Genomic DNA, 24,071 nt, shown 5'->3' on the forward strand with positions numbered 1-24,071 from the left:
CGAGCGAGGCGCCGCTTTTTCTTGGAGGAGCGAAGCGGGGGAAAGAAAAAGCGGCGCCTCGCGAGCCGGCGACGAAGTCGCCCAACAAGCAGCAACGCCCCACCCACGACTCCGGCCCGCCACCCCACGCCCCCACCCACGACCCACCCCCTCGCGAGCCGGCGACGAAGTCGCCCGACAAGCAGCCTGCGAGACTGGCCCCATGCGCATCGTTGTACTTGCCGGCGGCATCGGTGGGGCCCGGTTCTTGCGGGGTCTCAAGGCGGCCGTTCCGGAAGCGGAGATCACCGTCGTCGGCAACACCGGGGACGACATCCACCTGTTCGGGCTCAAGGTGTGCCCGGACCTCGACACCGTCATGTACACGCTCGGCGACGGCATCAACGAGGAGCAGGGCTGGGGCCGCCGGGACGAGTCCTGGAGCGTTCGCGAGGAGATGGCCGCGTACGGCGTCGAACCGACCTGGTTCGGGCTCGGCGACCGGGACTACGCGACGCACATCGTGCGGACCCAGATGCTCGCCGCCGGCTATCCACTGTCGGCGGTCACCGAGGCGCTGTGCGCGCGGTGGCAGCCCGGCGTCCGGCTCGTGCCGATGAGCGACGACCGGGTGGAGACGCACGTCGTGGTCGACGACGCGGACAAGCCCGGGACCCGCAAGGCGATCCACTTCCAGGAGTACTGGGTCCGGCTGCGTGCCGCGCCGACCGCGCACGCGATCGTGCCGGTCGGGATCGAGACCGCCAAGCCCGCGCCCGGCGTGCTGGAGGCGATCGCCGAGGCCGACCTGATCCTGTTCCCGCCGTCCAATCCCGTGGTCAGCATCGGCACCATCCTGGGCGTGCCCGGCATCCGGGAAGCGCTGGTGGCCGCCGAGGCGCCGGTGGTCGGGCTGTCCCCGATCATCGGCGGCGCGCCGGTGCGCGGGATGGCCGACCGGGTCCTGGAGGCGGTCGGGGTCGAGACGACGGCGGCCGCCGTCGCGCAGCACTACGGGCCCGGCCTGCTGGACGGCTGGCTGGTGGACACCGCGGACGCGGACGCGGTGCTCGCCGTCGAGGCGGCCGGCATCGCGTGCCGAGCGATCCCGCTGCTGATGACCGACGTCGAGGCCACCGCCGAGATGGCCCGCGCCGCGCTCGCGCTCGCGGACGAGGTGCGCTGATGGGCGCCCCGCCGCGCGGCTACGCGGTACTCGGGCTGGCCGGCCTGCCCGAGATCGGCGAAGGCGCCGACCTGGCCCGGCTGATCGCGGACGCGGCGGCGGGCCCGGACGGGCCCGGCCTGCTCGACGGCGACGTACTCGTGGTCACCTCCAAGATCCTCAGCAAGGCCGAGGGTCGGCTGCTGCGCGGGGTCGATCGGGAGAAGGTGATCGACGCCGAGGCGGTGCGCGTGGTCGCCCGCCGGGGCGATACCCGGATAGTGCAGACCCGGCACGGTTTCGTGATGGCGGCGGCGGGTGTGGACGCCTCCAACACCGAGCCCGGCACGCTGCTGTTGCTCCCGGAGGACTCGGACGCGTCGGCGCGCCGGCTGCGTGCGGCACTGGCCGAGCGAACCGGCGTACGGGTGGGCGTCGTCGTCTCGGACACCTTCGGTCGGCCCTGGCGCAACGGGGTCACCGACGTGGCGATCGGCGTCGCGGGGCTGGACGCGGTGGACGACCACCGGGGTCGGACCGACACGCACGGCAACGAGCTCGCGGTGACCATCACCGCGGTGGTGGACGAACTCGCGAGCGCGGCCGAGTTGGTCAAGGGCAAGGCGGGCGCGGTCCCGGTGGCGATCGTGCGCGGCCTGGACGGCCTGGTCACCGACGCGGACGGCGCCGGAGTGCGCCCGCTGGTACGCGGCGCCCAGGACGACATGTTCCGCCTGGGCACGGCCGAGGCGATCGCCGAGGGCGCCCGAACCGCGATCACCGCGCGACGTACGGTGCGCGCGTTCACCGACGAGCCGGTCGACCCGGCGGCGGTCCGCCGCGCGGTCGCCGCCGCGATCACCGCGCCGGCGCCGCACCACACCGTGCCGTGGCGGTTCGTGCTCCTGGAGAGCGCGTCCGCCCGAACCGCGCTGCTCGACGCGATGCGTGACGCGTGGGTGGCCGACCTGCGCGCGGACGGGCTGGACGAGGACCGGATCGCGCGCCGGACCAAGCGCGGCGACGTGCTGCGCGCGGCTCCGTACCTGGTGGTGCCGTGCCTGGTCACCGAGGGCGCGCACACCTACCCGGACCCGGTACGCGCCGGCGCCGAGCGGGAGATGTTCACCGTGTCGGCGGGCGCCGCCGTACAGAACCTCCTGATCGCGCTGACCGCGGAGGGTCTGGGGTCGGCGTGGGTGTCCTCGACGATGTTCTGCCCGGACGTGGTTCGCGCGACGCTCGCCCTGCCCACCGACTGGGACCCGATGGGCGCCATCGCGGTGGGCCGCCCGGCCGAGCCGCCCCGGGAGCGCCCGGTCCGCACGGCGGACGACGTGATCGTGGTGCGCTGAGCGGCGCGCGTCCCAGACACCCGGGAAAACCGAACCGAAGCATCCGAAAACCGAACCGAAGCTCTGACCCAAACCAACCAAAGCCCTGAACCAAACCGAAGCACCCGGAACAAAAAGGGGTGGGCCCGCCATCGTCGTCGATGGCGGGCCCACCCCTTCCGCACGGTCTCTGCCGCCTGGCGCTACCGGCCCGGATTCGGTGGGTCCACACCGCCGCCGACGTGGTGTCGGGGAGCGATGTCCGGCCGATGTCCGGGGGCTTCACGCCGTGTCAGTGACTCCCTGCCGAGGCTCCACCGATGGTCGGCGGGGCCTGCGGGCGCGGCGGCGGGATGTGCCCGCCGCCGGGGGCTCCGGTACGCCCGGGGGTCGGCGACATGCCGGGGCTGTCATAGGGCGGGGGCGACGTGCGCGGCCCGTCGGGGGAGCCGAGGCTGCCGGGCGGCGCCACCTCTCCGCGCCAGGCTCCGGTCTCGTGGCCCTGCTTCTCCACGAACACCTTGAAGTGTTCGAGGTCGCCCTTGGTGCGGCCACGCACGAAGCCGAGCTTGTCCCCGACCGTCTCGACCAGGCCGTCGGGGTCGAACTCCATCTGGAGCATCACCCGGGTGTGCACGTCGTCGAGCCGATGGAAGGTGACCACGCCGGCCTGGTGCGGGCCGTCCAGGGTCTTCCACGCGACCCGCTCGTCGGGTCGCTGTTCGGTGATCTCGGCGTCGAACTCCCGGGTCACCCCGGCGATTCGGGTCACCCAGTGGGTGTGCGTCGGGTCGAGTTGGTCGATCCGCTCGACCCCGCTCATGAACTGCGGGAACTCCCTGAACTGGGTCCACTGGTTGTATGCGGTGCGGACCGGCACGTCCACGTCGATCGAGTGCTGGACGGTCGTCACGAGCACTTCCTCCTCGTTCTCGGTGTCGGTTCCCGCTGCGGTACTACACAGCCGGGTCCTACACCCGAACGGCTGCCCGAGGCCCTCCGGGACAAACGTGGCGCATCACGCTCGCGTTGCTCGGACCCGGCATCGATCGATCTTCACAACACCATCCTCACAACACCGATCCTCGTCCTCACAACACCGATCCTCACAACGTCTTGCCGACGAAGTGCGGGCGTGGTGCGTAGCGCGGCGCCCGCCGCGGCACCTTCACCCCCGACATCCGAATCAACAACGCGGCCCGATGCCGGTTCCCCGCATAGCCCGCGAGCAGCTCGAGCATGCCCGCGTCGTCGACCGCGTGCCCGGCCAGCGCGAAGCCGATCGTCTTGGGCAGGTGCAGGTCGCCCACCGACAGTGCGTCCGGATCGCCGTGCGAGCGCTGCATCGTCTCGGCCGCCGTCCACACCCCGATCCCGGGCACCAGGCGCATCAGTCGCGCCGCCTCGGGATGCGCGACGCCCGTGGTCGCCTCCAGTCGTCCGGCCACCCGGGTCGCCTCGATCACCGTGCGCGAGCGGCGCCCGTCGACGCCCGCGCGGGCCCAGTCCCAGGACGGGATCATCGCCCAGGTACGGGCGTCGGGCACCACCCGCAGCCCGGCCGGCGCGGGCCCGGGCGGCGCCTCGCCGTACTTGCCCAGCAGCAGCCGAAAGGCCCGCCGGGCCTCGATCGTGGTGACCTTCTGCTCCAGGATCGAGGGCACCAGCGCGGCCAGGACCAGCGTCGTACGCGGCATCCGCAGGCCCGCGAACCGGCGTTCGGCGTCCCGGACGATCGGGTGCAGGGCCACGAAAGCGCTCGGGTCGTCCTCGGCGCCGAGCAGGGCCGGCAGCGCGTCGAGCTGCCATTCGGCACCCGGGCCCCACGCGCTCGCCTCGATCTCGCCGGTCGCGGGGCGGTCGATCAGGCGCAGCGTGCACGGGCCGTCCGGGGTGCGCGAGGTACGCCACACCGAGCCGTCGGTACCCGCGTGGTACGTCGGGTCGCTGTGCCCACGGCGCAGTTGGCCGACGGTGAGCCGCAGGTCGATCGCGAAGCCGGGACGCCACACACGATGGAGGGCACTCGGGTGCAACGGGCTCTCCTCGTGGTCCTGGTCGGGACCGCCACCGTACCTTCCCGGTTTTGCCCCGATGTGCGCAGAGCAGACTTCACCTATGCGGGTGATGGCGTTCGGCACCTATGACACGACCGTCCACCCCCGGGTGGGAATTCTCATCGAGGGCTTACGGCGCCACGGTATCGAGGTGGTGACCTGCAACGTCCCGCTCGGGCACATGGACGCGGGGCCGATGGTCCCGCCGCCGGCGGCCCATCCGGGGATCCCGCGCCAGCGAATACGGCACGCCCGGTGCATCGCGGAGTTGGTCGCCAAGGCCCGGCGCGCGCCGCGTCCGGACGTGGTGATCGTCGGCTATCAGGGTCGGCTCGACATCCAGATCGCCCGGCGGCTGTTCCCGGGTGTCCCCCTGGTGCTGGACCACCTGGAGAGCGTGGACGACGTGGCCGACCGACTCGGCCAGGCCGCGCAGGCCGAGTTGCGCAAGGTCGACCGGATCGAGCAGGCCGCGATCGCGGCGGCCCGATTGGTGCTGGTGGACACCGAGGAGCACCGCCGGGTACTCGCGCCGGCGCAGCGCGAGCGGGCCGTGGTGGTACCGATCGGGGCGCCGCAGGTGTGGTTCGACGCGGCCTCGGACCTTGGACCGCGTGCCCGGGCAGGCATGCGGGCGGATCACCCGCCGGACCTTGCCGCGGATCCCCTCACCGGTCCGGATCCGGCCACGGACCCCACCACGGGTCTCCCCCAGGATTCCCCCACGGACTTCGTACCGGACTTCCGCCCCGGCGAGGACCTGCGGGTGATCTCGTTCGGGCTGTACTCGCCGGTCCAGGGCGCACCGGTGATCGGTGCCGCGCTGAGCCGCCTGGACGGCTACCCGATCGCCGTGACGATGATCGGCCGAGGCCTCCAGGCCCAGCGAACGCGGGACCTGGTCGGGCCGAACGCGCCCCGGGTGACCTGGCGGACCTGGGTGCCCGAGGCCGAGCTGCCGCGTCTGGTCGCGGCGCACGACGTATGTCTGGGCGTGTTCGGGACCGGCGCCAAGGCACTGCGGCTGGTCCCGAACAAGGTCTTCCAGGGAGCCGCCGCGGGGTGTGCGGTGCTCACCTCGGACACCGCGCCGCAGCGCCGACTGTTCGGCCCGGCCGGGCTGTTCGTCCCCGCGGGCGACTCGGACGCGCTGGCCGACGCGCTGCGCCGGCTGGCCCAGCATCCGGCCGAGGTGGCCCGGCTGCGTGCCGCCGCCGCGGCCCTGGCGCGCGAACGCTTCGTCCCCGAGGCGGTGGTGGAGCCGCTCGTGGAACGGCTCCGGGAGATCGTCGACAAACGATCCTGACCGCCCGCGGCCACCCCGCCGCTCACCCCAGCCGCAGCGCCACGTCCCGACGGATCGCGCCCAGTTCGTCATAGAGCGCCTGTCCCGGGCACTCCGTGTTGAACGCGTCCCGGTGCCCGGAGATCACGTCGAACGAGTGCGTCGTGCCCTTCGGGTAGCGGCTGCCGCTGTCCGACGAGGTCAGCGTGACCTTGCCCTTGGCGTCGCGGTCGTCGAGGCCGAGCTTCCACGCGAGCAGCCTCGACAGGGAGATCAGCATCGGCCCGGGCGGCTGGGCCTTGGTGTAGGTGCCCATCGCGGCGACGCCCATGCTGTCGGTGTTGAACCCGAGGGTGTGTGCGCCCAGGACCGGCTTGTCGGTGCCGCCGGCGCGGCCCTCGAAGATGGTCCCGCACTTGTCCACCAGGAAGTTGTAGCCCACGTCGGCCCAGCCGTTGGTCTTGACGTGGTAGCGGTAGATCGACCGGAGCACCTTCGCCGAGTCGCTGCACGGGAAGTCGTTGCCGTCGGCGGTGTGGTGCACGAACGCGGCCCGGACCGTGTTCGTGTACTTGAACTTCGCGTCGCGCAGCGACTCGTCCGCGCCCCAGTCCTTGCGCGCGACGATCGCCGGCTCGATGGCGTGGCCCTTGACCGCGCGGCCGTCGGTGCGCTTGGGCAGGCCCGGGAGCGGCGGCATGCGGTCCAGGATCGACTCGCCGGGATCGACCAGCTCGGCGCGCAGGTCCTTCGGCGACACCCCCTCCAACACGCCCACCCGGATTTGGATGCCGTCGGAGGGGCCCGCCCAGAACGGCTCGGTACCGCTGCGCCCGCCGGCTCCCGTCCCATCGACGTCCTCGCCGCCGGTGCCGCCGTCGCCACCCGCGTGCGACGCGTGCAACTCGCGCCACGGACTCCACACCCCGCCGGTTCGGGTGCGTACGTGCACCACGACGCGTTCGCCCGTGCCGGGACCGGCCCAGGTGACGCCGAGCAACGAGTAGGCGGGCGTACGGCGTTCGGTGGTCAGCACCTCGGTCCGGCCGGTGCGCGGCGCGGTGGCGTCCGGCTCCTGTTCGATGCCGGCCAAGGGGAGGGTCACCGTCGAGCCGGGGGTGCTCGGCCGCGGGTCGGCCTGCGCGGGCGGTCCGAGCAGCATCGCGGGTACGGCGAGGGCGGCGATCGACAACGCGATTCTGGTGTACACGGGCAGACCCTCCATTGTGGGGTGGTCGAGTTCTACGGGTGCCCGGACAACGACAAAGCCCGTACTAAATGTCGTAAATACACCCATTTGCCGCACGGATTCATGTGCTCGATAGGCTGGGCCCATGCCCAGCACCCCGGTCGATCAGTTGCGCACCGCGCTCGCCGCCGACTCCACGCGGCCCTTCACCACCTTCTACGACGACGCCACCGGCGAGCGGGTCGAGCTCTCGGTCGCGACGTTCGACAACTGGGTCGCCAAGACCGCGAATCTGCTGCGCGACGACCTCGCGGTGGAGCCCGGAGCGCGGGTGTCGCTGCTGCTGCCCGCGCACTGGCAGACCCAGGTGTGGCTGCTCGCGGCCTGGTCGCTCGGCCTGGTGGTGAGCTTCGACGCGGATCCCGCCGACGCGGACGTGGTGGTCTCGGGTCCGGACACGCTCGAGCGCGCGGCCACGTGTCCCGGTGAGCGGGTCGCGCTGGCCCTGCGCCCGATGGGCGGGCGCTTTCCCACGCCGCCCGCCGGCTTCCTGGACTACGCGGCCGAAGTGGCCGGGCACGGCGATCGCTTCGTCCCCGAGGGCCCGGCGCGGGCGCCGGACGCCGCGCTGGAGGAGGCCGGGCGGGTGTGGACGGCCGGCGAACTGGCCGAAGCGGGCGAGGCCGCCGCGCGCGAGTGGGAACTGGTCTCCGGCGACCGCCTGCTCACCTCTTTGAGCTTCGCCCGAACGGGTGGACTGCGGGCGGGCCTGCTCGCGCCGCTGGCCGCGTCCGTACCGGTGGTCGTATGCCGTCACCTGGATGAATCCCTGCTGGAGCGGCGAATCGAGGCGGAACGGGTCACGCGTGCCGTCACCCGTTCCGCCGACTAGGCCATGACAAGACGGGTCGTGCTGCGCTTTCGTGGCCCCGACCGCCCGTAGTGCCGTGCCCGGCGGTCCCTCAGCAGGCGGGGAGGCGTGGGGTTCATGGATACGTGGGATCACCTGTACCGGTCCGAGGCCGCGGCCGAGCCCGCCGATCCGTCGAACGCGCCGCCCCACGACCCCGGGTCGGCCGCGCCGGTCGAATCCGCCTGTGGCCGGGCCGCCGCGCGGCGCGCGCGCAAGAAGCGCAACCGGCGCCGCAGGGTGTTCCTGCCGATCGGCGTCGGGGTCTCGCTGATCGTGCTGACCGGCGTCTCGGCCGGCTACTTCGCCTACCAGCGACTCAACGGCAACCTCAGGACCGACTCGGTGGACGGCAAGCTCAACGCCGACCGCCCCGACGTGGGCGGCAACGGCAAGGGCAGGCCGATGAACCTGCTGATCATCGGCTCGGACTCGCGAGCGGGCGAGAACCGCGCGCTGGGCGGCGGCGGGGACAACGGCGAACGCTCGGACACCACGCTGTTGGTGCACCTGTCCTCGGATCGCGAGCACGCCGTGGTCGTCAGCATCCCGCGCGACCTGCTGGTCACCGTGCCCTCGTGTGTCACCGGGGACGGCGCGCGCTCCGCCGAACAGCGCGGGGTGATGTTCAATTCGGCGTTCGAGCTCGGCGGCGCGGCCTGTACGCGCAACACCGTCGAGAAGGTCACCGACATGCGCGTGGACCACCACATCATCGTCGACTTCTCCGGCTTCAAGGGCATGGTCGACGCGGTCGGCGGCGTGGAGATCTGTCTGCCCAGGACGGTGCAGGACCGCGAGGGCAACATCTCGTTGTCCGCCGGCCGACGCAAGGTGCACGGCAAGGAGGCGCTGGACTACGTCCGGCTGCGCCACGACATCGGGCTCGGTGGCGACGGCAGCGACCTGGGTCGGATCAAGCGGCAACAGGCGTTCGTGGCCTCGCTCGCGAAGCAGATCCGCAGCGGCGACACGCTCTCGAGTCCGTCCCGGCTGTTCGCCTTGGCGGACGCGCTGACCAAGTCGATCCGGGCCGACGAGGGCCTGGACTCGGTGGCGGCCCTGGTCGACCTCGCGCGTGGCATGCGGGACCTGGAGACGAAGGACATCACCTTCGCGCACGTGCCGGTGTACAACCCGCCGGAGGACGACAACCGGGTCGCGCTGATCCAGCCGGACGCGCGGCGGTTGTTCGACGCGATCAACCACGACCGGCCGCTGGACGGTCGGCGCAAACCGGACACGAGCGCGGCGGCGGGTTCGGGAGCGGCGGCCACGGGAATGGCGCCGTCCTCGGTCGAGGCCGCGTCGGGCACCTCCGCCGCACCCACGCCGACCGGCGACCGCACCGGCGCGACCGGATCGGCATCGATCGCGGGCGCCCGGGTCACCGGGACCCCGGGGGCGGCGTCCGAGCCGCCCGGGGCGCCGGTCAAGGCGGACACCCGGAACGCGGATCAGGACATCTGCAAGGCGAACTGACGACGCGTCACCCCATTCACGGGGATACGTACCGACTCCGCGGTCACCGATACGGCGGCGCACGGTAGCGTGCTCGCCGATACGCGAGCCGCTCCGACGCGGCGTGCTGCGCCCACATCGGGTGACCTGCGTCACACGCGAATGGCTGCACGCAACTCAAGGAAGTGGCAGCACGTCTATCACTGCAACGGCCGCTCTACGCGCGGTTCGTCGCTCTTGATCGGCGTTGGGCGCCCTGGGGAAAGAAGCAGACACGACGTGAGTGACAGCGAACGGGCCGGCAAGCAGGCCGAACCCGGTCGGGACGCGAGCCCGGAAACGGCGCCCGAGGCTCCGACCGAAGCCGAGATATCGGCCCCGCCGACGGCGGACGCACCTGGTGCGGAGGCGTCGGCCGAGGCCGGCGCGGCCGAGCGGGCCGAGGCCGAGCCGGGTACCGCCGAGGCCGCCGCGCCCGGGGCCGGTACGGCCGAGCCGGCCGCTGCCGAACCGGGCACGGGGGTTCCCGAACAGGCCGCCCAGGCGGCCGAGCCGCCGGCCGTACCGAACCCGCCGACCCCCACCGACCCCGCGGAGCCCCTCGCCGCGATGGCCGCCGCCGGCGACGCCGCGGCCCCCGATCGGCTCGCCCGCCGGAATCGGCGCCGGCGCGTGTACAAGCGGGTCCTGATCGGCGTCACCGTCACCGTCGCGCTGTGCCTGGTGGCCGGCAGCGTCGTGGTCTACACGCTGTACCGCAAGCTGGACGGCAACATCACCACCGAGGACCTGACCGCGAAGCTGGGCCCGGAGGCCGAGCGCCCACAGGTCGTCGCGCACGACGCGGCGAACATCCTGCTGATGGGCTCGGACGACCGCACCGGCGACAACAAGCAGTACGGCGACATCGGTGAGGGCACCAAGCGCTCCGACACGACGATCCTGCTGCACCTCGCCGCCGACCGGAAGAGCTCGGTGGCGGTCAGCATCCCGCGTGACCTGATGGTCGACATCCCCTCCTGCGTGCGCCCGGACGGCAGCAAGTCGCGGGCCTACCGAGACCAGTTCAACCACGCGTTCGAGATCGGCGGCGCGGCCTGCACGATCAAGACCATCGAGCAGATGACCCGGATTCGGGTCGACCACCACATCGTGATCGACTTCGCCGGCTTCAAGGAGATGGTCGACGCGGTCGAGGGCGTCGAGGTGTGCCTGAGCAAGCCGATGCGCGACACCGCCGCCAAGCTCGACCTGCCCGCCGGGAAGCAGAAGCTCGACGGTGAGCAGGCGCTCGGCTTCGTCCGCGCCCGCAAGAACGTGGACGACGGCAGCGACACCCAGCGGATGACCCGGCAGCAGCGTTTCCTGGCCGCGCTCGTTAAGAAGGTCAAGGTCGGCGACATGTTGACCCAGCCGTGGAAGTTGTACAACCTCCTCGACGCCGGAACCCGGTCGATCACCGCCGACCCGGGACTGAGCTCGCTCAAGGAGCTGATGGCCCTGTCCGACAGCATCAAGGGAATCCCGAACGACAAGGTCGCGTTCCTGACCGTGCCCCGGCAGCCGTACCGGCTCGACACCGACCGCGACGAACTGGTCCAGCCGCAGGCGGACCGACTGTTCGACGCGATCCGCCTCGACCGGGTCGCGGTCGGCACCGCGGTCAGCGGCAAGGACGAGAACGGCTTCGAGAACAACGGCGAGGTGCGGATCGAGCAGTCGGCGACACCGCTGCCGTCCGCCCGCACCACCATCGACGAGAACGGCGAGCGCGTGACGCTCTCGCCGAGCGCGCCGAGTTCGAGCGGCGCAGGCAAGCCCACCGGCAAGCGCTCGCCCGGCACCGAGGCGCCGACCTCCGCTCCGTCCTCGTCGGCTTCCACCGAGAATCCCCCTTCGACCAGCGGCGGTACCCCGTCGGCCAAGCCGACGCAGGCCGCGGACACGAGTCCGATCGTCACCGTCTCGGGACGAACGGCGGAACAGGACGTGTGCGCGAGCTGATTCATCGACACCGCATCAGGGAGGGCCGGGTCGCCGTCGATCGGCGGTGATCCGGCACGTTGCCGGAGGGGACGCGACACATGGGCACGGACGCGGATACGGAGGTCGGGGAGCCTGCGGCACCCGGCCGGCGGGGCATACGCAGAAAGAGCACCGTGAAGAAGCGCCTGAAATGGATCGCGATCTCCGTGGTCGGCATCCTGGTGGTCCTGGCCGGCAGCGCGTACGGGTACATCCAGTATCTGAACGGCAAGCTGCACCACACCCAGATCACCGCCGACAAGGAGAATCGACCACCGGCCGCGCCGAAGGACGCGCAGGGCCGAAGTCCGATGAACATCCTGCTGATCGGCAACGACAGTCGGGTCGGCGAGGGGCGGCGCTACGGCGCGGAGGGCCACGAGGGGCTCGCCGACGTGGCGATCCTGATGCACCTGTCCGCCGACCGCTCGAACGCCACTCTGGTGAACATCCCACGCGACACGATGGTCGACATCCCGCGCTGCGAGATCGGCAAGGGCAAGGACAAGAAGGTCACCGAGGCCCGGTTCGGTCAGTTCAACGACAGCTTCCGCAGCATCGGCGCTTCGTGCACGGTCGCCACCGTGGACCGCATGCTCCAGGTCCGCACCGACCACTACATCGAGGTGAACTTCAAGGGCGTCCGGGATCTCACCGACGCGGTCGGCGGGGTGCCGATCTGCCTGGACGCGCCGATCCACGACCCGGTCCTGTCCGGCTCGCGCGGAGGTACCGGACTGGAACTCCCGGCCGGCCCGAACACACTGAGCGGCGACGACGCACTGCAATTCCTGCGCGCCCGGCACGCGTTCGGCGACGGCAGCGATCTGGCCCGGATCGAGGCGCAGAAGGTCTTCCTGATGGCGCTGGCGCGCGAACTCAAGAGCAACGCCAAGCTGACCAACGTGGACGGCATGTTCCGGATCGCGAACAGCGCGGTCAGCGCGTTGACGGTCGACAACGACCTGGCGGGCGTGGACAAGTTGATCGACCTGGCCGACGAGATCAAGAAGGTGCCGGACAAGCGCATGGCGTTCACCACCCTGCCGACCGAGACCTATCGGCCCGCTCCGGACCAGGTCCAGCCCAGGCGTCCGGCCGCGGACGATCTGTGGGCCACGATCCGGGCGGACCGGCCGCTGACCCAGGGCGACGCGGCAAGCACTCCGCCGCCCGCGCCGGTGACCACGACGCCGCCCCCGCCGGCGACGATCTCGCCCGGCGACGCGGCGCGGATCAAGGTGACGGTGGACACCGGAACCACGACGAGGCGGATCACCCCGGTGGTGGAGAACCTCAAGCGCCAAGGTTTCAAGGCCACTTCGGGTACGACGATGCCGGATGGGCGAGAACACGCCAACAGCCGGATCACCTACCCCGAGGGCGGCCAGGACCAGGCGAAGGCGATCGCGACCGCCCTGGGCCTGCCGGAGACCGCGCTGGAGGCGGCTCGTCCCGGCGACACCACCATCAAGCTGTTGATCGGCGCGGATCTCCCGGGAACGGGCACCGACGACGGCACCCCGAAGAGTTCGACGACCGCCGGCCCCGACCGGACGCCGGAACCGCCCAAGGCCGCCGATCTGAACCTGGAGACGGCCGACAACACGAAATGCGCCTCACCACGCAAGAAGTAGCGCTTGCACGTTCGAGGGGGTCGCGGTGGCATTCGCGCGAAAGCGCTCGTCCGCGACCTCCATCGATCGAACGACGATCGAACGACGACGGATCCGGAACAATTGCTGAAGGGTGTTTGTACCTTTTCCGATGATCCGAGCGTCAGGACTTCGCAGGCTCTGTGACCATGGCGAGAACTCGCCGGTTATGGTGGCTGCTTCCATACCGACCATCACGTACCACCGTCGGGTTCCGTGCGGATGCCCCGGAACCCCGGTGTCGCCCATGAAACCGCGCACAGCCGGGGGGACCGTGCGGCGGGTACAGCCGGAGGGGATCTCGGCGTGAACAGAGGGAACGGGCCGCACCGCGGCGCGCCCGGGGACAACGATCCCCTGGGCGGCATGGACGACGCGGACGTCGCGGACATGTGGGTGATGAACCCGGACACCGGCAGCTTCGAGCTGCGGGCGCCGGGCGGCGCCGAGAGCGGATCCGGCGGTGGAACCGGTGCCGGGTCCGGTACGGACGGCCCCGGTACGTCCAGGCCGCGCTCACGGGCGGCCATCCCCGAGGGGCGCCGCCCGTCGGCGGTGGCCGCTGCCTCGGGTCAGGGCGCAGGCGACGAGCCGCCCCGGCGTCGGGAGCGCGCGGGCACCGCACCCACCGGGCGCGCGGGAGCCCGGAGCGGCGCGCGCAGCGAGGGACCGCCCAAGAGCAAGGTCAAGAAGCGGCTCAAGTGGATCGCCATCTCGGTGGTGGGCCTGCTGGTGGTGCTGGCCGGCAGCGCGTACGGCTACATCAAGTACCTCGACAGCAAAATAAACACCACCGCGAAGAACGCGGGCAGCGAGGGCATCCCCAAGGCCGAGGAGGACGCGTTCGGGCGCAAGCCGCTGAACATCGTGCTGATCGGCAACGACAGCCGAAAGGGTCTCGGCAAGAAGTACGGCGCGTCCGAGCACACCGAGGGCCTCGCCGACGTCACGATCCTGATGCACGTCTCGGCCGACCGCAGCAACGCGACGCTGGTCAGCATCCCGCGCGACACGATGGTGCAGATACCCAAGTGCGTCGTGGACGGTAAGACGTACCCGGCGTCCAATGGGCCGCAGTCGTTCAACGAGAGCCTGGCCAACGGCGGTCCGCCGTGCACGGTGTCCACGGTCGACAAGATGCTCGGGGTCCAGGTGGACCACTACATCATGATCGACTTCACCGGCGTGAAGAAGATGACCGACGCCGTCAACGGCGTGGACATGTGCATCTCCGAGCCGATCAACGACCCGGTACTGCCGAACCAGCAGGGCGGCACCGACCTCAAGCTCGACGCGGGCGACCAGAACCTCAGCGGCGAGACCGCGCTCAAGTTCCTGCGCGCGCGGCACGCCTTCGGCGACGGCAGCGACCTGGCCCGGATCAAGGCGCAGAAGGCGTTCCTGATGGCGCTCACCCGCAAGCTGAAGAACAGCGCGTCGCTGACCAACGTCGAGGGCATGTTCAAGATCGCCAACATCGCGGTCGAGTCGCTGACCGTGGACCGGGGCCTGGGCGGCGTGGACAAGCTGATCTCGCTGGGCAACCAGTTGAAGAAGGTCCCCGAGAAGCGGATGGCGTTCACCACGCTGCCGATCGAGGAATACCCGCCGATGGCCAAGTCCAAGGTGCAGCCCAAGCAGCCCGAGGCCAACAACCTGATGGCGATGCTGCGCACGGACACGCCCGTCACCAAGGACGACAAGCCCGCGACCGATACACCGCCGGTGCAGGTGACGCCCGAACCGCCGAAGGTGGACCCGACCACGGTCAAGGTCGACGTACGCAACGGCAGCGGCGTCAACAAGCGCGCCAACGAGGTCGCGGCCGACCTGGCCGGGCGCAAGTTCGTCGCGGTCGCCTCCGGCAACGCACGGGACGGCAAGATCCACCCGACCAGCACGATCACCTATCCCAAGGGCCGCCTGGACGCCGCGAAGGCCCTGGCCGCCGCGACGGGCCTGGGCGACGGCGCGCTGATCGAGAGCACATCCACCACGCTCACCCGCTTCGAGGTCCTGATCGGCAAGGACTACCCCAGCGCGGCCCCACCCCCGGTGACGACCGCGCCGACCGACCCCCCGAAGAACATCGACCTGGAGACGGCGGACAAGAACGTCTGCGCACCCAAGAAGAACAAGTAACCCACCGCCACACCCCCGACGGCCGCCCGCCTCCCTCCCGAACGGAGGGCAGGCGGGCGGCCGTTGCCGATTGGGGACGCCGGGGGCGGGTTGCCGGTCGCGGGTGCCGTTCAGGCGGGCGGTCGCAAGGGGGGCGCTCCGGAAGGACGCGGTCACGGCAGGTCCGCGATCGGGGCGGCACGGAGTCCGGCCGGCCGCCACGAACGGGCAGGCCGGCACGGCTCGTTCCGAGGAATGCCGGGCCGAGTCGACTCGGGGGGGGGTGGAAGTACGGCCGGACGCAGGCGAGTTGCCGGACGAGCACAGGCGCGGCCGGCTGCGGAGATGCCTGGCGAAGTCCCGCCGGTGGGCAAGTCGAGGACGCCGATCGGAATGCGCGCCATCGACCAACGCACGGGCGCGTCAGACTGCCGGGATGTCGGGCCGAGCCGACTCGATGGGCGCGGCTCGTTTCGGAGGCACCGGCTTGAGGCGTCCCGTCGGCAAGCACGGGTGGGCAAGACGCGTATCTCGGATCGGCCGGCCGGTGTGGGTGTATCGAACGAGGTGCCACGCGGCTGCGATGCGCGCCGTGAGGGGCCTATGCGTTTGACGGGGGCGTGTGGTGGTGGAGAGGCTCCGGGGGTGGACAACGCACGGGTGCAACTGCGCCGCCTGGACGAAGACTTGCTGGCCGCCCTCCTGGACACCGCGGTGACCGACGCGGACCCGTCGGAGGTGATGCCGGCCGTACCCGGCCCACCCGGCTGGACCGCCGACCGCCGCGCGGCCTTCCTGGCCTTCCATCACGAGTGGGCCGCCACCCCCACCACGTACGCGATCCTGGTCGCCGGGCAGGTGGTCGGCGCCGCCCGTCTCCAACCGACCCCGGACGGCGCCCTGGAGGCCGGCCTGTGGATCGGCCGCTCGCACCGCGGCCAAGGTGTCGGTCACGCCGTGGTCGCCCTGCTCCGCGCCGAGGCCAAGGCCCAAGGCGCGAGCCGCATCGTGGCGAGTACGACCGACACGAACACCGCCGCCCAACGCCTCCTCACCACCGGCGGCGCCGAACTCCGCCACCGCGCCGAACCCGACGCCAACGGTGACACCATCGAGGCGACTCTGGACGTGGACTGACCCGGCGACCGGCGGACCGACCCACCCCGGCCGGAGCGGGTCGGCCGGGGACGGGGTCGTGACGGTCGATCGAGAAGCCCGACGACGCTAAATCGCCTTCAGGGTTGCGGAGTCCGGGGCCGGTTGTTGGGAAGGGTCGTCCCGTACGGGGTGTTCGGTCCGGACCACGTGCGCCAATCTGCGTAGTGCGGCCGACAGGTACGCCGAGGTGAGGATGTCGGTGGGGTTGGCCAGGGTCAGGTCGATGGGTGGCAGGCGGTATTGATCCGTGCCGGCGGGGCGGCCGTGTGGCTGGACGAGTACGTGTGGGGGTTCGGTCGGACCGGGCATCCGGGCCACATAGCCGTCCGGGTAGGCGGATCGCAGCTTCGGATTGGCGTGCCGGACCCATGCGCCGATGCCCAACTCGCGGCATTCGTCGCGCGGGTGCCCTTCGGGCGGGACTCGGTAGTGTTCGTGATGCACCTTGCCGTCCTTCGAGATCGGTGGTGTTGCAGGTGGGCGGGCTTCGCCTGGAATCGAGCACCCGCCCACCTGCGGATCAATCGGCTTGCTGGTCTTCGTCGAGGTGCCGCACGTCGTAGCGGTCGACCGTCCATTTCGGCGCGCCGTTGGCGGGCTGCACCGAGACCATGCCGACTCCGGTGAGCACGACCCGACCCGCCGGGTACTCCCCCCGGAGTCTCTCGTCGACGTGCTCGACCGTGTGCCCTTCGCGTACTTGTGGCAGGCGGCTCATCTGAACTCCCTTGCTGCGTTCGGTGATTGATCTGACGGGCGGGGTGTGGACGGCCTCGTTCGCCGCGTCGGGCGAGAGAACGCACACGTCGTCGCGGCGCGCGGTGAACGGCGTGCCGGCGAGGGTGCGGGCGAACACGGTTTGCACGGTGGTTGATTCGCAGATCCCGCACAGTCCGCTGCGCCCGTCGCGGATCCACGCCCCTTCGGCGGGGCGAAGGGGCTTCTTTGATGGGTGATTCGATCGGTTCTGTGTCATGGCCGACCCTTCGCCTGCCGATCGACAGCGCGTTTGCCGCCGAACATGCTTCGACAACTGTCACGGAGAGGTGATGTTCCGTTACTCTCAACACGCTGACATGCAATATCGCTTGCAGCAAGCTTGAGTCGGATCTCCGATGAAGTCGATCCGAACGAGCGCCACGGACAGGAGAGCGATGGTGCGTGATCCCGCCCGAGTGGGCGCCGAGTTGCGACGGTTGCGCAAGGAAGCCGGGCTGGTGATGAGGCACGTTGCGCAGCGTGCGGGGTGGCATGAAAGTACGCTCTCGCGGCTGGAGACTGGGCTGACACCGATCAAGCCGGACCAAGTGACAGTGCTGGCCGACATCTTGGAGCTGACCCCGGTCACCCGGATGCGTCTCGATCGTGTGCTCGGTGTGGAGCGAGAACCGGACACCTGGTGGGTGAGATACGCAGAGGTGCTGAACCGGGACTACGAGGATTTGATCCTTCTCGAGTCACAGGCGACCGCCATGGAGGTCGCGTCGACAATTGTTCCCGGACCACTGCAAGCCCTGGGCTACGCGCGAGCCACAATCATGCAATCACCTTTCGTGCCCGATCCCGACGATGCGGAAATGCTCTTGGAGGTTCGCCTCCAACGCGCGCGGATCATGACGGGCGGCGCCATGCCGATTTCGGCGACACTGTCCGAAGCGGTGCTTTCCGCCAGCTTCTGCGGCCGGGTAGCCTTGCAAGAGCAGTTGCAACGCTTGCTCGACCTGAGCCGACTCGACCACGTGAGTCTGAGAATCGTGCCGTCCGACGCCACGGCTCGGCCGTTTCTGGGAGCAGTGACAGTGCTCGACCTGCCGGCGCCGCATGCGGCGGTTGCGCATGCCGAGTGGGAAAACGGATCGCAAATAATCAAGGACGAGCGGATCGTTCGACGGCACCGACGGAACCTGGACTACCAGCGTTCGAAGTCACTGCCCGAAGACGACTCCCAGTGCTTGATGCAGAGCAGATTGGATGCGCTTTGAACACCATCGACACATATGCCTGGCGCAAGGCCAGTCACTCGACGGCCAATAACTCATGCGTCGAGGTGGCCCCCCTCCCGGCGTCCACGGGCATCCGTGACACCAAGGACCGCCGGCGCGGCCACCTGGAGATCAGCCCAGCCGCCTGGCACGAACTGCTGCGCGCCCTGCGGGACTAGCCGCGAGGGCATGTCGGCGCAGGGGTTAAGCGCTGATCGCGGCGGATGATCTGGGAAAGATTGGATGCCCTGTGAGCAGCATGGATGAGCACGCGTGGCGCAAATCGCGCTACTCGAACGGCAATGCCTCCTGCGTCGAGGTGGCCTCCCTCCCCGCATCCACGGGCATCCGCGACACCAAGGACCGCCGGCGCGGCCACCTGGAGATCACCCCGGCCGCCTGGCGCGAACTGCTGGGCATGCTCCAGGAGTAGCTCACCAGAGAAGTCAGTTCGGCGAGTAACAGCAACCTAGGAGGGCCGTTGAGCACTATCGACGCGTACGCGTGGCGAAAGGGCAGTCGATCCACCGGTAACAACTCGTGTGTCGAGGTGGCCCCCCTCCCGGCGTCCACGGGCATCCGTGACACCAAGGACCGCCGGCGCGGCCACCTGGAGATCACCCCAGCCGCCTGGCACGAACTGCTGTGCGCCCTGCGGGACTAGCCGCGAATCGGAGACGGCCCCGGCGCTGACGCGTCGGTGCCGTCCTGGGCCGCATCGAGTGATGGCATCGCCGATGGCCATGCGATTGTGGTCACGCGTCGTGTCAGGGGGCCGGTACGAGTTTGACCACGGTCACCGTGACGACTGCGGCACTCACGACGTAGCGGATGAACGCCACACCGGCCACGGTCGCCTCACGACGGTCGCGATCGCCACCCAACGTCGAACCGTGCGCGTACGGGTCGGCCGCTATCCCGGTCATTCCGGCATCGAAGCGCTTGCGGTGCTCGGGCGAGAGCTGCGCGCGTTCGACTTCGGCATCCGGCGCGTAGGCGACGCGATAGCTCATCCCGTACTCCGGTAGGCGTCGTCCAGTTCGTCGGCGTACTTCATCCCGGTCATGTCCCCAGCCTTGAGCCGCTCAACCAAGGCGTCCTCGTCCGGATCGTGGGCCTGCGGCGTGCGCAGCGCCCAACTCGCCATCACCCCGAAGAGCTCATCGGCCGAGACGGACTCGATCTCGCGCTCGAAGTCGGCACGCAACGCTTCGGGCAAGGCCTCGCGGATGTCGGCGATCGTGCCGGGCAAGGTCACCTCTCGACCCCCTATGTGAGTCGTGAGCACGTGCCGAGTCATGACGCTTCCTCCTTCGCGACGGCCCGATGACACCCACCAGTGTGCGCCCAGCCGGCGACGGCCGACACCGGCGCATCGAAGCACACCACCCCGGCCCCGCGCCGGTGAGGCTGGTCTGTGCCCATGGAAGGCGACGGAGCGGGCGGTCCCCCCTCCGTACGCACGGCCGAAACCTTTCGGATTCGGGATCGTTGGCGACGGCATGATCATCACTGCCGGCCGTACGGCCACGGTTCTGTCCGCCGGGTTCGCCGGCCTCGTGCTCGCGCTCGCTCCCGTGGCCGCACAGGCGCATACGCTCCCGATCGGTGCCGCGCGCGCCGGGGGTGACCAGGTCACCATCGATTCCACCGGGTGGGTGGCGGGCGACGGGACGATCACGCTCTCCGGCACCTATCGATGCACCCCCCACCACGCCGGGACCGTGCTGGTCGGCGGTCAGGTGGACCAGGACGGTCGGCACGCCTCGGTCGACGGCAGTGTCGCCACGTGCGACGGCGCCCGACACACCTGGCGCAACACCGGGCAGCCCTACTTCGGCATCCACCCCGGCGCCGCGCGCGGCGAGGCCACCCTGCTCGAACTCGCACCCGGCGAGGGCGTGATCCCGCTTCTCCCGAACATCCTCGCCCACGACACCCGCGACGTGACGGTCAAGGCGATCTAGCGGTACGCCCGGCGACCCCGTCGCCCGGAGCCACGCCGCATGGCTCCGGGCGACGGGACCGCCCCTCCCACGCGGCGTGGATGGCGCTTCCGACGCGGATCAGGACAGGGACGGATCAGGACCGGCGCGGATCAGGACCCGGGCGTCGCGGTGAGCTTCGCGACGTCGGCGGCGTAGACGGTCATCCAGTGCGGATGCAGCCGGTAATAGACCACGTCGTTGTCCCAGTCGAACAGGTCGTCGCCGTAGAAGTCCTTGAAGTACGCCAGCAGGTCCGGCCAGTCCGCGGCCGGCTCGCCCTCCCGGGGGTTGAGGATCTCCACCTTGCCGTGCGTGAACACGCCCAGATCCTCACCGCGCATGTGCGCGGCGCTGACGGCGGGGCGCGCCGCGAGGTGGCGCGCCTTGGCGGCGTTGCGCGCCGTACCGAAGTGCCACTTGCCGCGCAGGAAGTGCCCATCCACGCCGCTGATCCGCGGCTCGCCCTTCGCCGTCACGGTGGACAGGGCGAGGGTGCACATGCCGGTGAGAGTCCGGGTGAGCTGCTCCGCGGTCAAGGTGCGCTCGCTGTTGATGATCGAGCGCAGATGTGTGGTGGAGTGGGAGAGGGAGGCGTCGAGGAGGGACTGAAGCTCTTTCAGATCTTCCGGAGTTTCGCGCATGGGGTCCTTGCCTATCCGAATCCGTCCGCGGCGCCCGGTGCACGCCATCACGGACGCCGACCAGTCAATGATCGACCCGGATCCCTGACATCCTGCGTCATGAATCCTCATCCATTCGGGTACACAATCGGACCGCCCGGCCCGCACCACGACAGGCGCCGGGAGGCCGGGGGCGGGTTCCGCCGTGACCCGCCCGCCCGCCGGCCTCCGCGGCTCAGTTCTTCGCCAGCTCGTTCCGCAACGCCCTGAGGTCCTGGACCGCCTGGAAGTCGGCCGCCGCGCACGCCGACAGCGCCGCGGTCAACCGGGTCACCGCCGTCTGCCGCTGCTCCAGCCCGAACGCCTCTATCCGCGCGGCCAGTTGCACGGCATCCACATACCCGTCGCCCTCCTCCGGCAGCAGCGGCACATACGCCGTCGCCGCCCGATCGGCCGCGTCCAGCGCCGGATGCAGCCGGTCGGCGCGCGCCAGCAGGTGGGCGAGCTGGTGATGCGTACCGGCCGTCTCGACCGCGATCATCGCCGCCACGTCGTCCCCCGAGCCCACACCCGAGGCCGACCCGTCGCCCGAGCCCACATCCGCATCCGCACCGGAACCCGCACCCGAGTCCGCGCCGCCCCCGGCCCCCGCCAGCTCCCGCAACGCCTCCCCGAACAGCGCCAACGCCCGGTCCACCCCCGACGGGTCCTCCCGGTCCGTGTTGCCCGCGATGTTCCACGCCTTCGCGCGCAGGGCGCGGACCGTCTCGCGTACGTCGCCCTCGGCGCGCAGCAGTTCGATCGCCCGGCCGAAGGCCGCCTGTGCCTGCGGCGCCATCCCCGCGTCGTCGAGCGCGTGCGCCGCCGCCACCGCGAGCTCCGCCTGCGTCGCCCGATCGGCGACCTTCGTCGCGGCCTCGGCGGCCATCGACAGATGCTTCGCCGCGTCCCGGGCGTCGCCGAGCCGGCGCAGGCACATGCCCAGCGCCCACCGTTCGTGCATCGCGTGCTCGGCGCCGTGCTGCGCCTCGATCTCCGGCAGCAACTCCTCCAGGATCGCCGCGGCCTCCGCGTCCCGGCCCAGGCCGAACAGCATGCTCACGGCACCCCTGCGGCACGCCGCCGCCATCTCCGCGTCGCCCTCGTCGTCGAAGACGTGCGCGGCCTCCAGCGCGAACGGCAGTGCGTCCTCGGCCCTTTCCTGCGCGCCGAGGGCGTTCGCCAGCATGGTCAGCGCGTGGCCGACCGGTAACTGCGGCTCGGCGTAGAACGCGGCCTTCTCCAGCGCCGCGCGCATGTCCGCCTCGGCCCCCGCCGGATCGCCCGACTGCATCCGCACCTGGCTGCGCAGGAACAGCGGCCGGCAGGCCAGCCACGGCCGTTCGGCCTCGCCGCACAGCGTGATGGCGGCGCTCAGATCGGCCAGGGCGTCGGCCGTACGATCCTGTTGCAGCGCCCGCTCGGCGCGGATGTGCAGCGCCGCCGCCTGACGGTGCCTCAGCCCGTACTCGCGGCCGAGGTCGTGCAGTTCGGTGAGGACGTCGTCGACGTCCTCCGCCTCGCTCGCCAGCGCCACGATCACCCGGTGGTGCAGGACCAGTGCGAGCGGCGCGGCGTCCCCCGGCAGGAATTTGGCGGCCTTGTCCCGAGCCGCGTCGAACAGCTCGATCGTGTCCGCCTCCTCGGCCCGGAACCGCGCCATCGCGACGCGCACCTCGGCACCCACGGCCCGCCCGGGCGCGTCCGCCGCGAGATAGCCGGCCGCGGCCCGGGTCAGCGCCGCGATGCCGGCCGCGAACTCGCCCTCCTCGACCAGCTCGACCCCGTCCGCCTCCTCGATCGCGGCGAGCGCGAAGGCGTCCACGTCCTGCCCCCGCTCCCGCGCGGCCGCCGCGTAGTCCCGCCAGGCGGCCTCCGAGTCGGGATGCCCCTGCGTGTCCAACTCCTGCGCGTGGGCGCGCAGTTCCTCGACGTCGGCGGCGGCCGGGACGGCGATCCTCGGGGCGACCGGCTCGGTTGCCGCGGCCACCCGCGCCGAACGCAACCCCAGCGGCAGCGACGTGGCCACCGGTACGGCCGCCAGCCGGCGCCGCACCCGCGAGCTCACCGCGTCGTTCCCGTTGCGCGCGTCGAAGCGCGCGGTGATCTCGAAGAGTTCGCGCTCGACCGTATCGCGCAGCGCGCCGGCCGAGGTGTCCTCGAAGACCACCAATTCGGGCCCGGCGACCGCGACCAACCGGCGCAGCAGCACCGCGACGCCGGCGAGGAAGTCGGAGTGGTCGGACGGGTCGCTCTGCGGACGCTCCAGCCACGCGCGGTGTTCGGCCAGGATCTCGATGCCTCGCCCCTCGTTGCCGGTCAGCGCACAGAACTCGATGTGCTCGGCGACCGCCGCGTACGTGCTCACCTTGCCGCGCACCGACCGGTAGCCGCGCAGGTGGTGGGCCCGCGCCCGATCCGGGTCGCCCGCGCGCACCAGCGGCAACATCGAGGTGGCCAGCGAGACCTGCGGCTCCTCGGCGCAGGTCAACTCGCCGTCCAGGGTGGGCGCGAGCAGCTCCAGCGCGTCGCCGTCCCGGCCCTGCGCGATCAACCAGCGGGCCTGCTCCCGCCGTTCGCACGCGTCGCAGTCGGCGAGTCGATCGCGGTCGGCGGCCAGCCACGCGTCGAACGCCTCGGTGGTCTCCGCGTCCGCGCCCACGTGCCGGGCCAGGTAGAACCGGCTCTGGTGCACCGGACGCGGGCTGTGTCCCGCCGTGCGGTACCGGCGCTCCATGTCCGCGAGATAGCCGCGGATCGCGGTCAGCGGCACCTCGGGCACCGAGAGCAGCGAGCTGGTGACCCACTTGAGGTCCCAGAACAGATGGTGGGTCAACTGCTCGTCGAAGCCCTCGGGGTGCTCGTCCCACAGCTTGAGCAGCCGGGACAGCGGCACCGGTGTGCGCGGCGACTCGCCGCCGTAGTTGTACGCGGTGATCAGCCGCAGCAGCGCCCACGCGAGGTTCTCGTCGTCGCCCATCCGCTCGGCCACCACGACCAGTTCCTCGGCGCGGGCGGTGCGGGCCTTGCCGTACGGCAGTTCCTCGTTCGCGTCCAGGGCAGCGAAGAACCCGGCGTCGTCACGGATTTCCATCAAGGGTTC

General features: G+C 71.0%; 22 protein-coding genes and 1 pseudogene. 14 read left to right on the top strand and 9 right to left on the bottom strand.

The genetic code is table 11. The features are described from left to right. Positions 1–202: 202 nt before the first annotated feature. Together cofD and OG948_RS14355 are read left to right on the top strand one after the other, a co-directional pair. Positions 203–1,165: a 2-phospho-L-lactate transferase gene (cofD, locus tag OG948_RS14350; RefSeq protein ID WP_406296760.1), complete on the top strand. Its 963-nt coding sequence runs from the start codon at positions 203–205 to the stop codon at positions 1,163–1,165. Continuing rightward, entirely contained in the window at positions 1,165–2,499 is a 1,335-nt protein-coding gene (locus tag OG948_RS14355) for a coenzyme F420-0:L-glutamate ligase (protein WP_406296762.1), read from the top strand. The genes cofD and OG948_RS14355 overlap by 1 nt, the downstream gene beginning before the upstream one ends. A gap of 448 nt (positions 2,500–2,947) precedes the next feature. Here the strand turns inward: OG948_RS14355 and OG948_RS14360 are convergent. Then, positions 2,948–3,391: pseudogene (locus tag OG948_RS14360) on the bottom strand (SRPBCC family protein); the annotation flags it as partial. A gap of 193 nt (positions 3,392–3,584) precedes the next feature. Continuing rightward, complete coding sequence (locus tag OG948_RS14365) at positions 3,585–4,514, bottom strand: DNA-3-methyladenine glycosylase family protein (RefSeq protein ID WP_406296764.1); 930 nt, start codon at positions 4,512–4,514, stop codon at positions 3,585–3,587. Positions 4,515–4,596: 82 nt separating this feature from the next. On the opposite strand from OG948_RS14365, the gene OG948_RS14370 reads away from it, so the two are divergent. After that, entirely contained in the window at positions 4,597–5,841 is a 1,245-nt protein-coding gene (locus tag OG948_RS14370) for a glycosyltransferase (protein WP_406296766.1), read from the top strand. A gap of 22 nt (positions 5,842–5,863) precedes the next feature. Here OG948_RS14370 and OG948_RS14375 read toward each other — a convergent pair whose 3' ends face one another. Next, positions 5,864–7,030 (bottom strand): peptidoglycan recognition protein, encoded by a 1,167-nt coding sequence (locus tag OG948_RS14375; protein WP_406296768.1) that lies wholly within the window; start codon positions 7,028–7,030, stop codon positions 5,864–5,866. Between the two features lie 124 nt (positions 7,031–7,154). Here OG948_RS14375 and OG948_RS14380 point away from each other — a divergent pair, with 124 nt between their 5' ends. From OG948_RS14380 to OG948_RS14405, 6 genes are all read left to right on the top strand, one after another. After that, positions 7,155–7,901 (top strand): TIGR03089 family protein, encoded by a 747-nt coding sequence (locus OG948_RS14380; protein WP_406296770.1) that lies wholly within the window; start codon positions 7,155–7,157, stop codon positions 7,899–7,901. A 96-nt stretch (positions 7,902–7,997) separates the two neighbouring features. Beyond that, a complete protein-coding gene (locus OG948_RS14385; protein WP_406296772.1) occupies positions 7,998–9,401 on the top strand; it encodes an LCP family protein in 1,404 nt (467 codons plus the stop codon). 258 nt (positions 9,402–9,659) lie between these two features. After that, the gene (locus OG948_RS14390; protein ID WP_406296774.1) at positions 9,660–11,384 is read left to right on the top strand and encodes an LCP family protein; all 1,725 of its coding nucleotides are present in this window, start codon (positions 9,660–9,662) and stop codon (positions 11,382–11,384) included. A 155-nt stretch (positions 11,385–11,539) separates the two neighbouring features. Then, positions 11,540–13,042 (top strand): LCP family protein, encoded by a 1,503-nt coding sequence (locus OG948_RS14395; protein ID WP_406296775.1) that lies wholly within the window; start codon positions 11,540–11,542, stop codon positions 13,040–13,042. 324 nt (positions 13,043–13,366) lie between these two features. After that, positions 13,367–15,202, top strand: coding sequence for an LCP family protein (locus OG948_RS14400; RefSeq protein ID WP_406296777.1), 1,836 nt, complete (start codon positions 13,367–13,369; stop codon positions 15,200–15,202). A 624-nt stretch (positions 15,203–15,826) separates the two neighbouring features. Next, on the top strand, positions 15,827–16,318 hold the full coding sequence (locus OG948_RS14405) for a GNAT family N-acetyltransferase (protein ID WP_406296778.1): 492 nt from the start codon (positions 15,827–15,829) through the stop codon (positions 16,316–16,318). Positions 16,319–16,405: 87 nt separating this feature from the next. Here the strand turns inward: OG948_RS14405 and OG948_RS14410 are convergent, their stop codons facing one another. Together OG948_RS14410 and OG948_RS14415 are read right to left on the bottom strand one after the other, a co-directional pair. After that, positions 16,406–16,783: a hypothetical protein gene (locus tag OG948_RS14410; protein WP_406296780.1), complete on the bottom strand. Its 378-nt coding sequence runs from the start codon at positions 16,781–16,783 to the stop codon at positions 16,406–16,408. 76 nt (positions 16,784–16,859) lie between these two features. Beyond that, positions 16,860–17,195, bottom strand: coding sequence for a hypothetical protein (locus tag OG948_RS14415; protein WP_406296782.1), 336 nt, complete (start codon positions 17,193–17,195; stop codon positions 16,860–16,862). A 298-nt stretch (positions 17,196–17,493) separates the two neighbouring features. Here OG948_RS14415 and OG948_RS14420 point away from each other — a divergent pair, with 298 nt between their 5' ends. The 4 genes from OG948_RS14420 (at position 17,494) to OG948_RS14435 (ending at position 18,985) form a co-directional block, all read left to right on the top strand. Further along, positions 17,494–18,321: a helix-turn-helix domain-containing protein gene (locus tag OG948_RS14420; RefSeq protein WP_406296783.1), complete on the top strand. Its 828-nt coding sequence runs from the start codon at positions 17,494–17,496 to the stop codon at positions 18,319–18,321. Next, positions 18,318–18,500 (top strand): DUF397 domain-containing protein, encoded by a 183-nt coding sequence (locus OG948_RS14425; RefSeq protein ID WP_406296785.1) that lies wholly within the window; start codon positions 18,318–18,320, stop codon positions 18,498–18,500. The genes OG948_RS14420 and OG948_RS14425 overlap by 4 nt, the downstream gene beginning before the upstream one ends. A gap of 80 nt (positions 18,501–18,580) precedes the next feature. Beyond that, the gene (locus OG948_RS14430; RefSeq protein WP_406300258.1) at positions 18,581–18,754 is read left to right on the top strand and encodes a DUF397 domain-containing protein; all 174 of its coding nucleotides are present in this window, start codon (positions 18,581–18,583) and stop codon (positions 18,752–18,754) included. A gap of 48 nt (positions 18,755–18,802) precedes the next feature. Then, complete coding sequence (locus OG948_RS14435) at positions 18,803–18,985, top strand: DUF397 domain-containing protein (RefSeq protein ID WP_406296786.1); 183 nt, start codon at positions 18,803–18,805, stop codon at positions 18,983–18,985. A 103-nt stretch (positions 18,986–19,088) separates the two neighbouring features. Here the strand turns inward: OG948_RS14435 and OG948_RS14440 are convergent, their stop codons facing one another. Together OG948_RS14440 and OG948_RS14445 are read right to left on the bottom strand one after the other, a co-directional pair. Then, positions 19,089–19,334 carry a type II toxin-antitoxin system RelE/ParE family toxin gene (locus tag OG948_RS14440; protein WP_406296788.1) on the bottom strand — a complete coding sequence of 82 codons (246 nt, stop codon included), beginning with the start codon at positions 19,332–19,334 and terminating at the stop codon, positions 19,089–19,091. Then, positions 19,331–19,621, bottom strand: a complete 291-nt coding sequence (locus OG948_RS14445; protein WP_406296790.1) for a hypothetical protein — start codon at positions 19,619–19,621, stop codon at positions 19,331–19,333. The genes OG948_RS14440 and OG948_RS14445 overlap by 4 nt, the downstream gene beginning before the upstream one ends. 202 nt (positions 19,622–19,823) lie before the next feature. On the opposite strand from OG948_RS14445, the gene OG948_RS14450 reads away from it, so the two are divergent. Next, positions 19,824–20,288, top strand: coding sequence for a DUF6299 family protein (locus OG948_RS14450; RefSeq protein WP_406296792.1), 465 nt, complete (start codon positions 19,824–19,826; stop codon positions 20,286–20,288). Positions 20,289–20,419: 131 nt separating this feature from the next. Here OG948_RS14450 and OG948_RS14455 read toward each other — a convergent pair whose 3' ends face one another. Continuing rightward, positions 20,420–20,950: a pyridoxamine 5'-phosphate oxidase family protein gene (locus tag OG948_RS14455; RefSeq protein ID WP_406296793.1), complete on the bottom strand. Its 531-nt coding sequence runs from the start codon at positions 20,948–20,950 to the stop codon at positions 20,420–20,422. A gap of 214 nt (positions 20,951–21,164) precedes the next feature. Next, positions 21,165–24,062: a hypothetical protein gene (locus tag OG948_RS14460; RefSeq protein ID WP_406296795.1), complete on the bottom strand. Its 2,898-nt coding sequence runs from the start codon at positions 24,060–24,062 to the stop codon at positions 21,165–21,167. Between the last annotated feature and the right edge of the window lie 9 nt (positions 24,063–24,071).

Origin of the sequence: Embleya sp. NBC_00888 (assembly GCF_045207655.1) — a bacterium.
Classification (GTDB): domain Bacteria; phylum Actinomycetota; class Actinomycetes; order Streptomycetales; family Streptomycetaceae; genus Embleya.

Bases quoted from the DNA above. Each gene is read 5' to 3' on its own strand.
- cofD (WP_406296760.1), top strand. From the start codon at position 203: ATGCGCATCGTTGTACTTGCCGGCGGCATCGGTGGGGCCCGGTTCTTG.
- OG948_RS14355 (WP_406296762.1), top strand. From the start codon at position 1,165: ATGGGCGCCCCGCCGCGCGGCTACGCGGTACTCGGGCTGGCCGGCCTG.
- OG948_RS14370 (WP_406296766.1), top strand. From the start codon at position 4,597: ATGCGGGTGATGGCGTTCGGCACCTATGACACGACCGTCCACCCCCGG.
- OG948_RS14380 (WP_406296770.1), top strand. From the start codon at position 7,155: ATGCCCAGCACCCCGGTCGATCAGTTGCGCACCGCGCTCGCCGCCGAC.
- OG948_RS14385 (WP_406296772.1), top strand. From the start codon at position 7,998: ATGGATACGTGGGATCACCTGTACCGGTCCGAGGCCGCGGCCGAGCCC.
- OG948_RS14420 (WP_406296783.1), top strand. From the start codon at position 17,494: ATGGTGCGTGATCCCGCCCGAGTGGGCGCCGAGTTGCGACGGTTGCGC.
- OG948_RS14430 (WP_406300258.1), top strand. From the start codon at position 18,581: ATGGATGAGCACGCGTGGCGCAAATCGCGCTACTCGAACGGCAATGCC.
- OG948_RS14440 (WP_406296788.1), bottom strand. From the start codon at position 19,334: ATGAGCTATCGCGTCGCCTACGCGCCGGATGCCGAAGTCGAACGCGCG.
- OG948_RS14445 (WP_406296790.1), bottom strand. From the start codon at position 19,621: ATGACTCGGCACGTGCTCACGACTCACATAGGGGGTCGAGAGGTGACC.
- OG948_RS14450 (WP_406296792.1), top strand. From the start codon at position 19,824: ATGATCATCACTGCCGGCCGTACGGCCACGGTTCTGTCCGCCGGGTTC.
- OG948_RS14455 (WP_406296793.1), bottom strand. From the start codon at position 20,950: ATGCGCGAAACTCCGGAAGATCTGAAAGAGCTTCAGTCCCTCCTCGAC.
- OG948_RS14460 (WP_406296795.1), bottom strand. From the start codon at position 24,062: ATGGAAATCCGTGACGACGCCGGGTTCTTCGCTGCCCTGGACGCGAAC.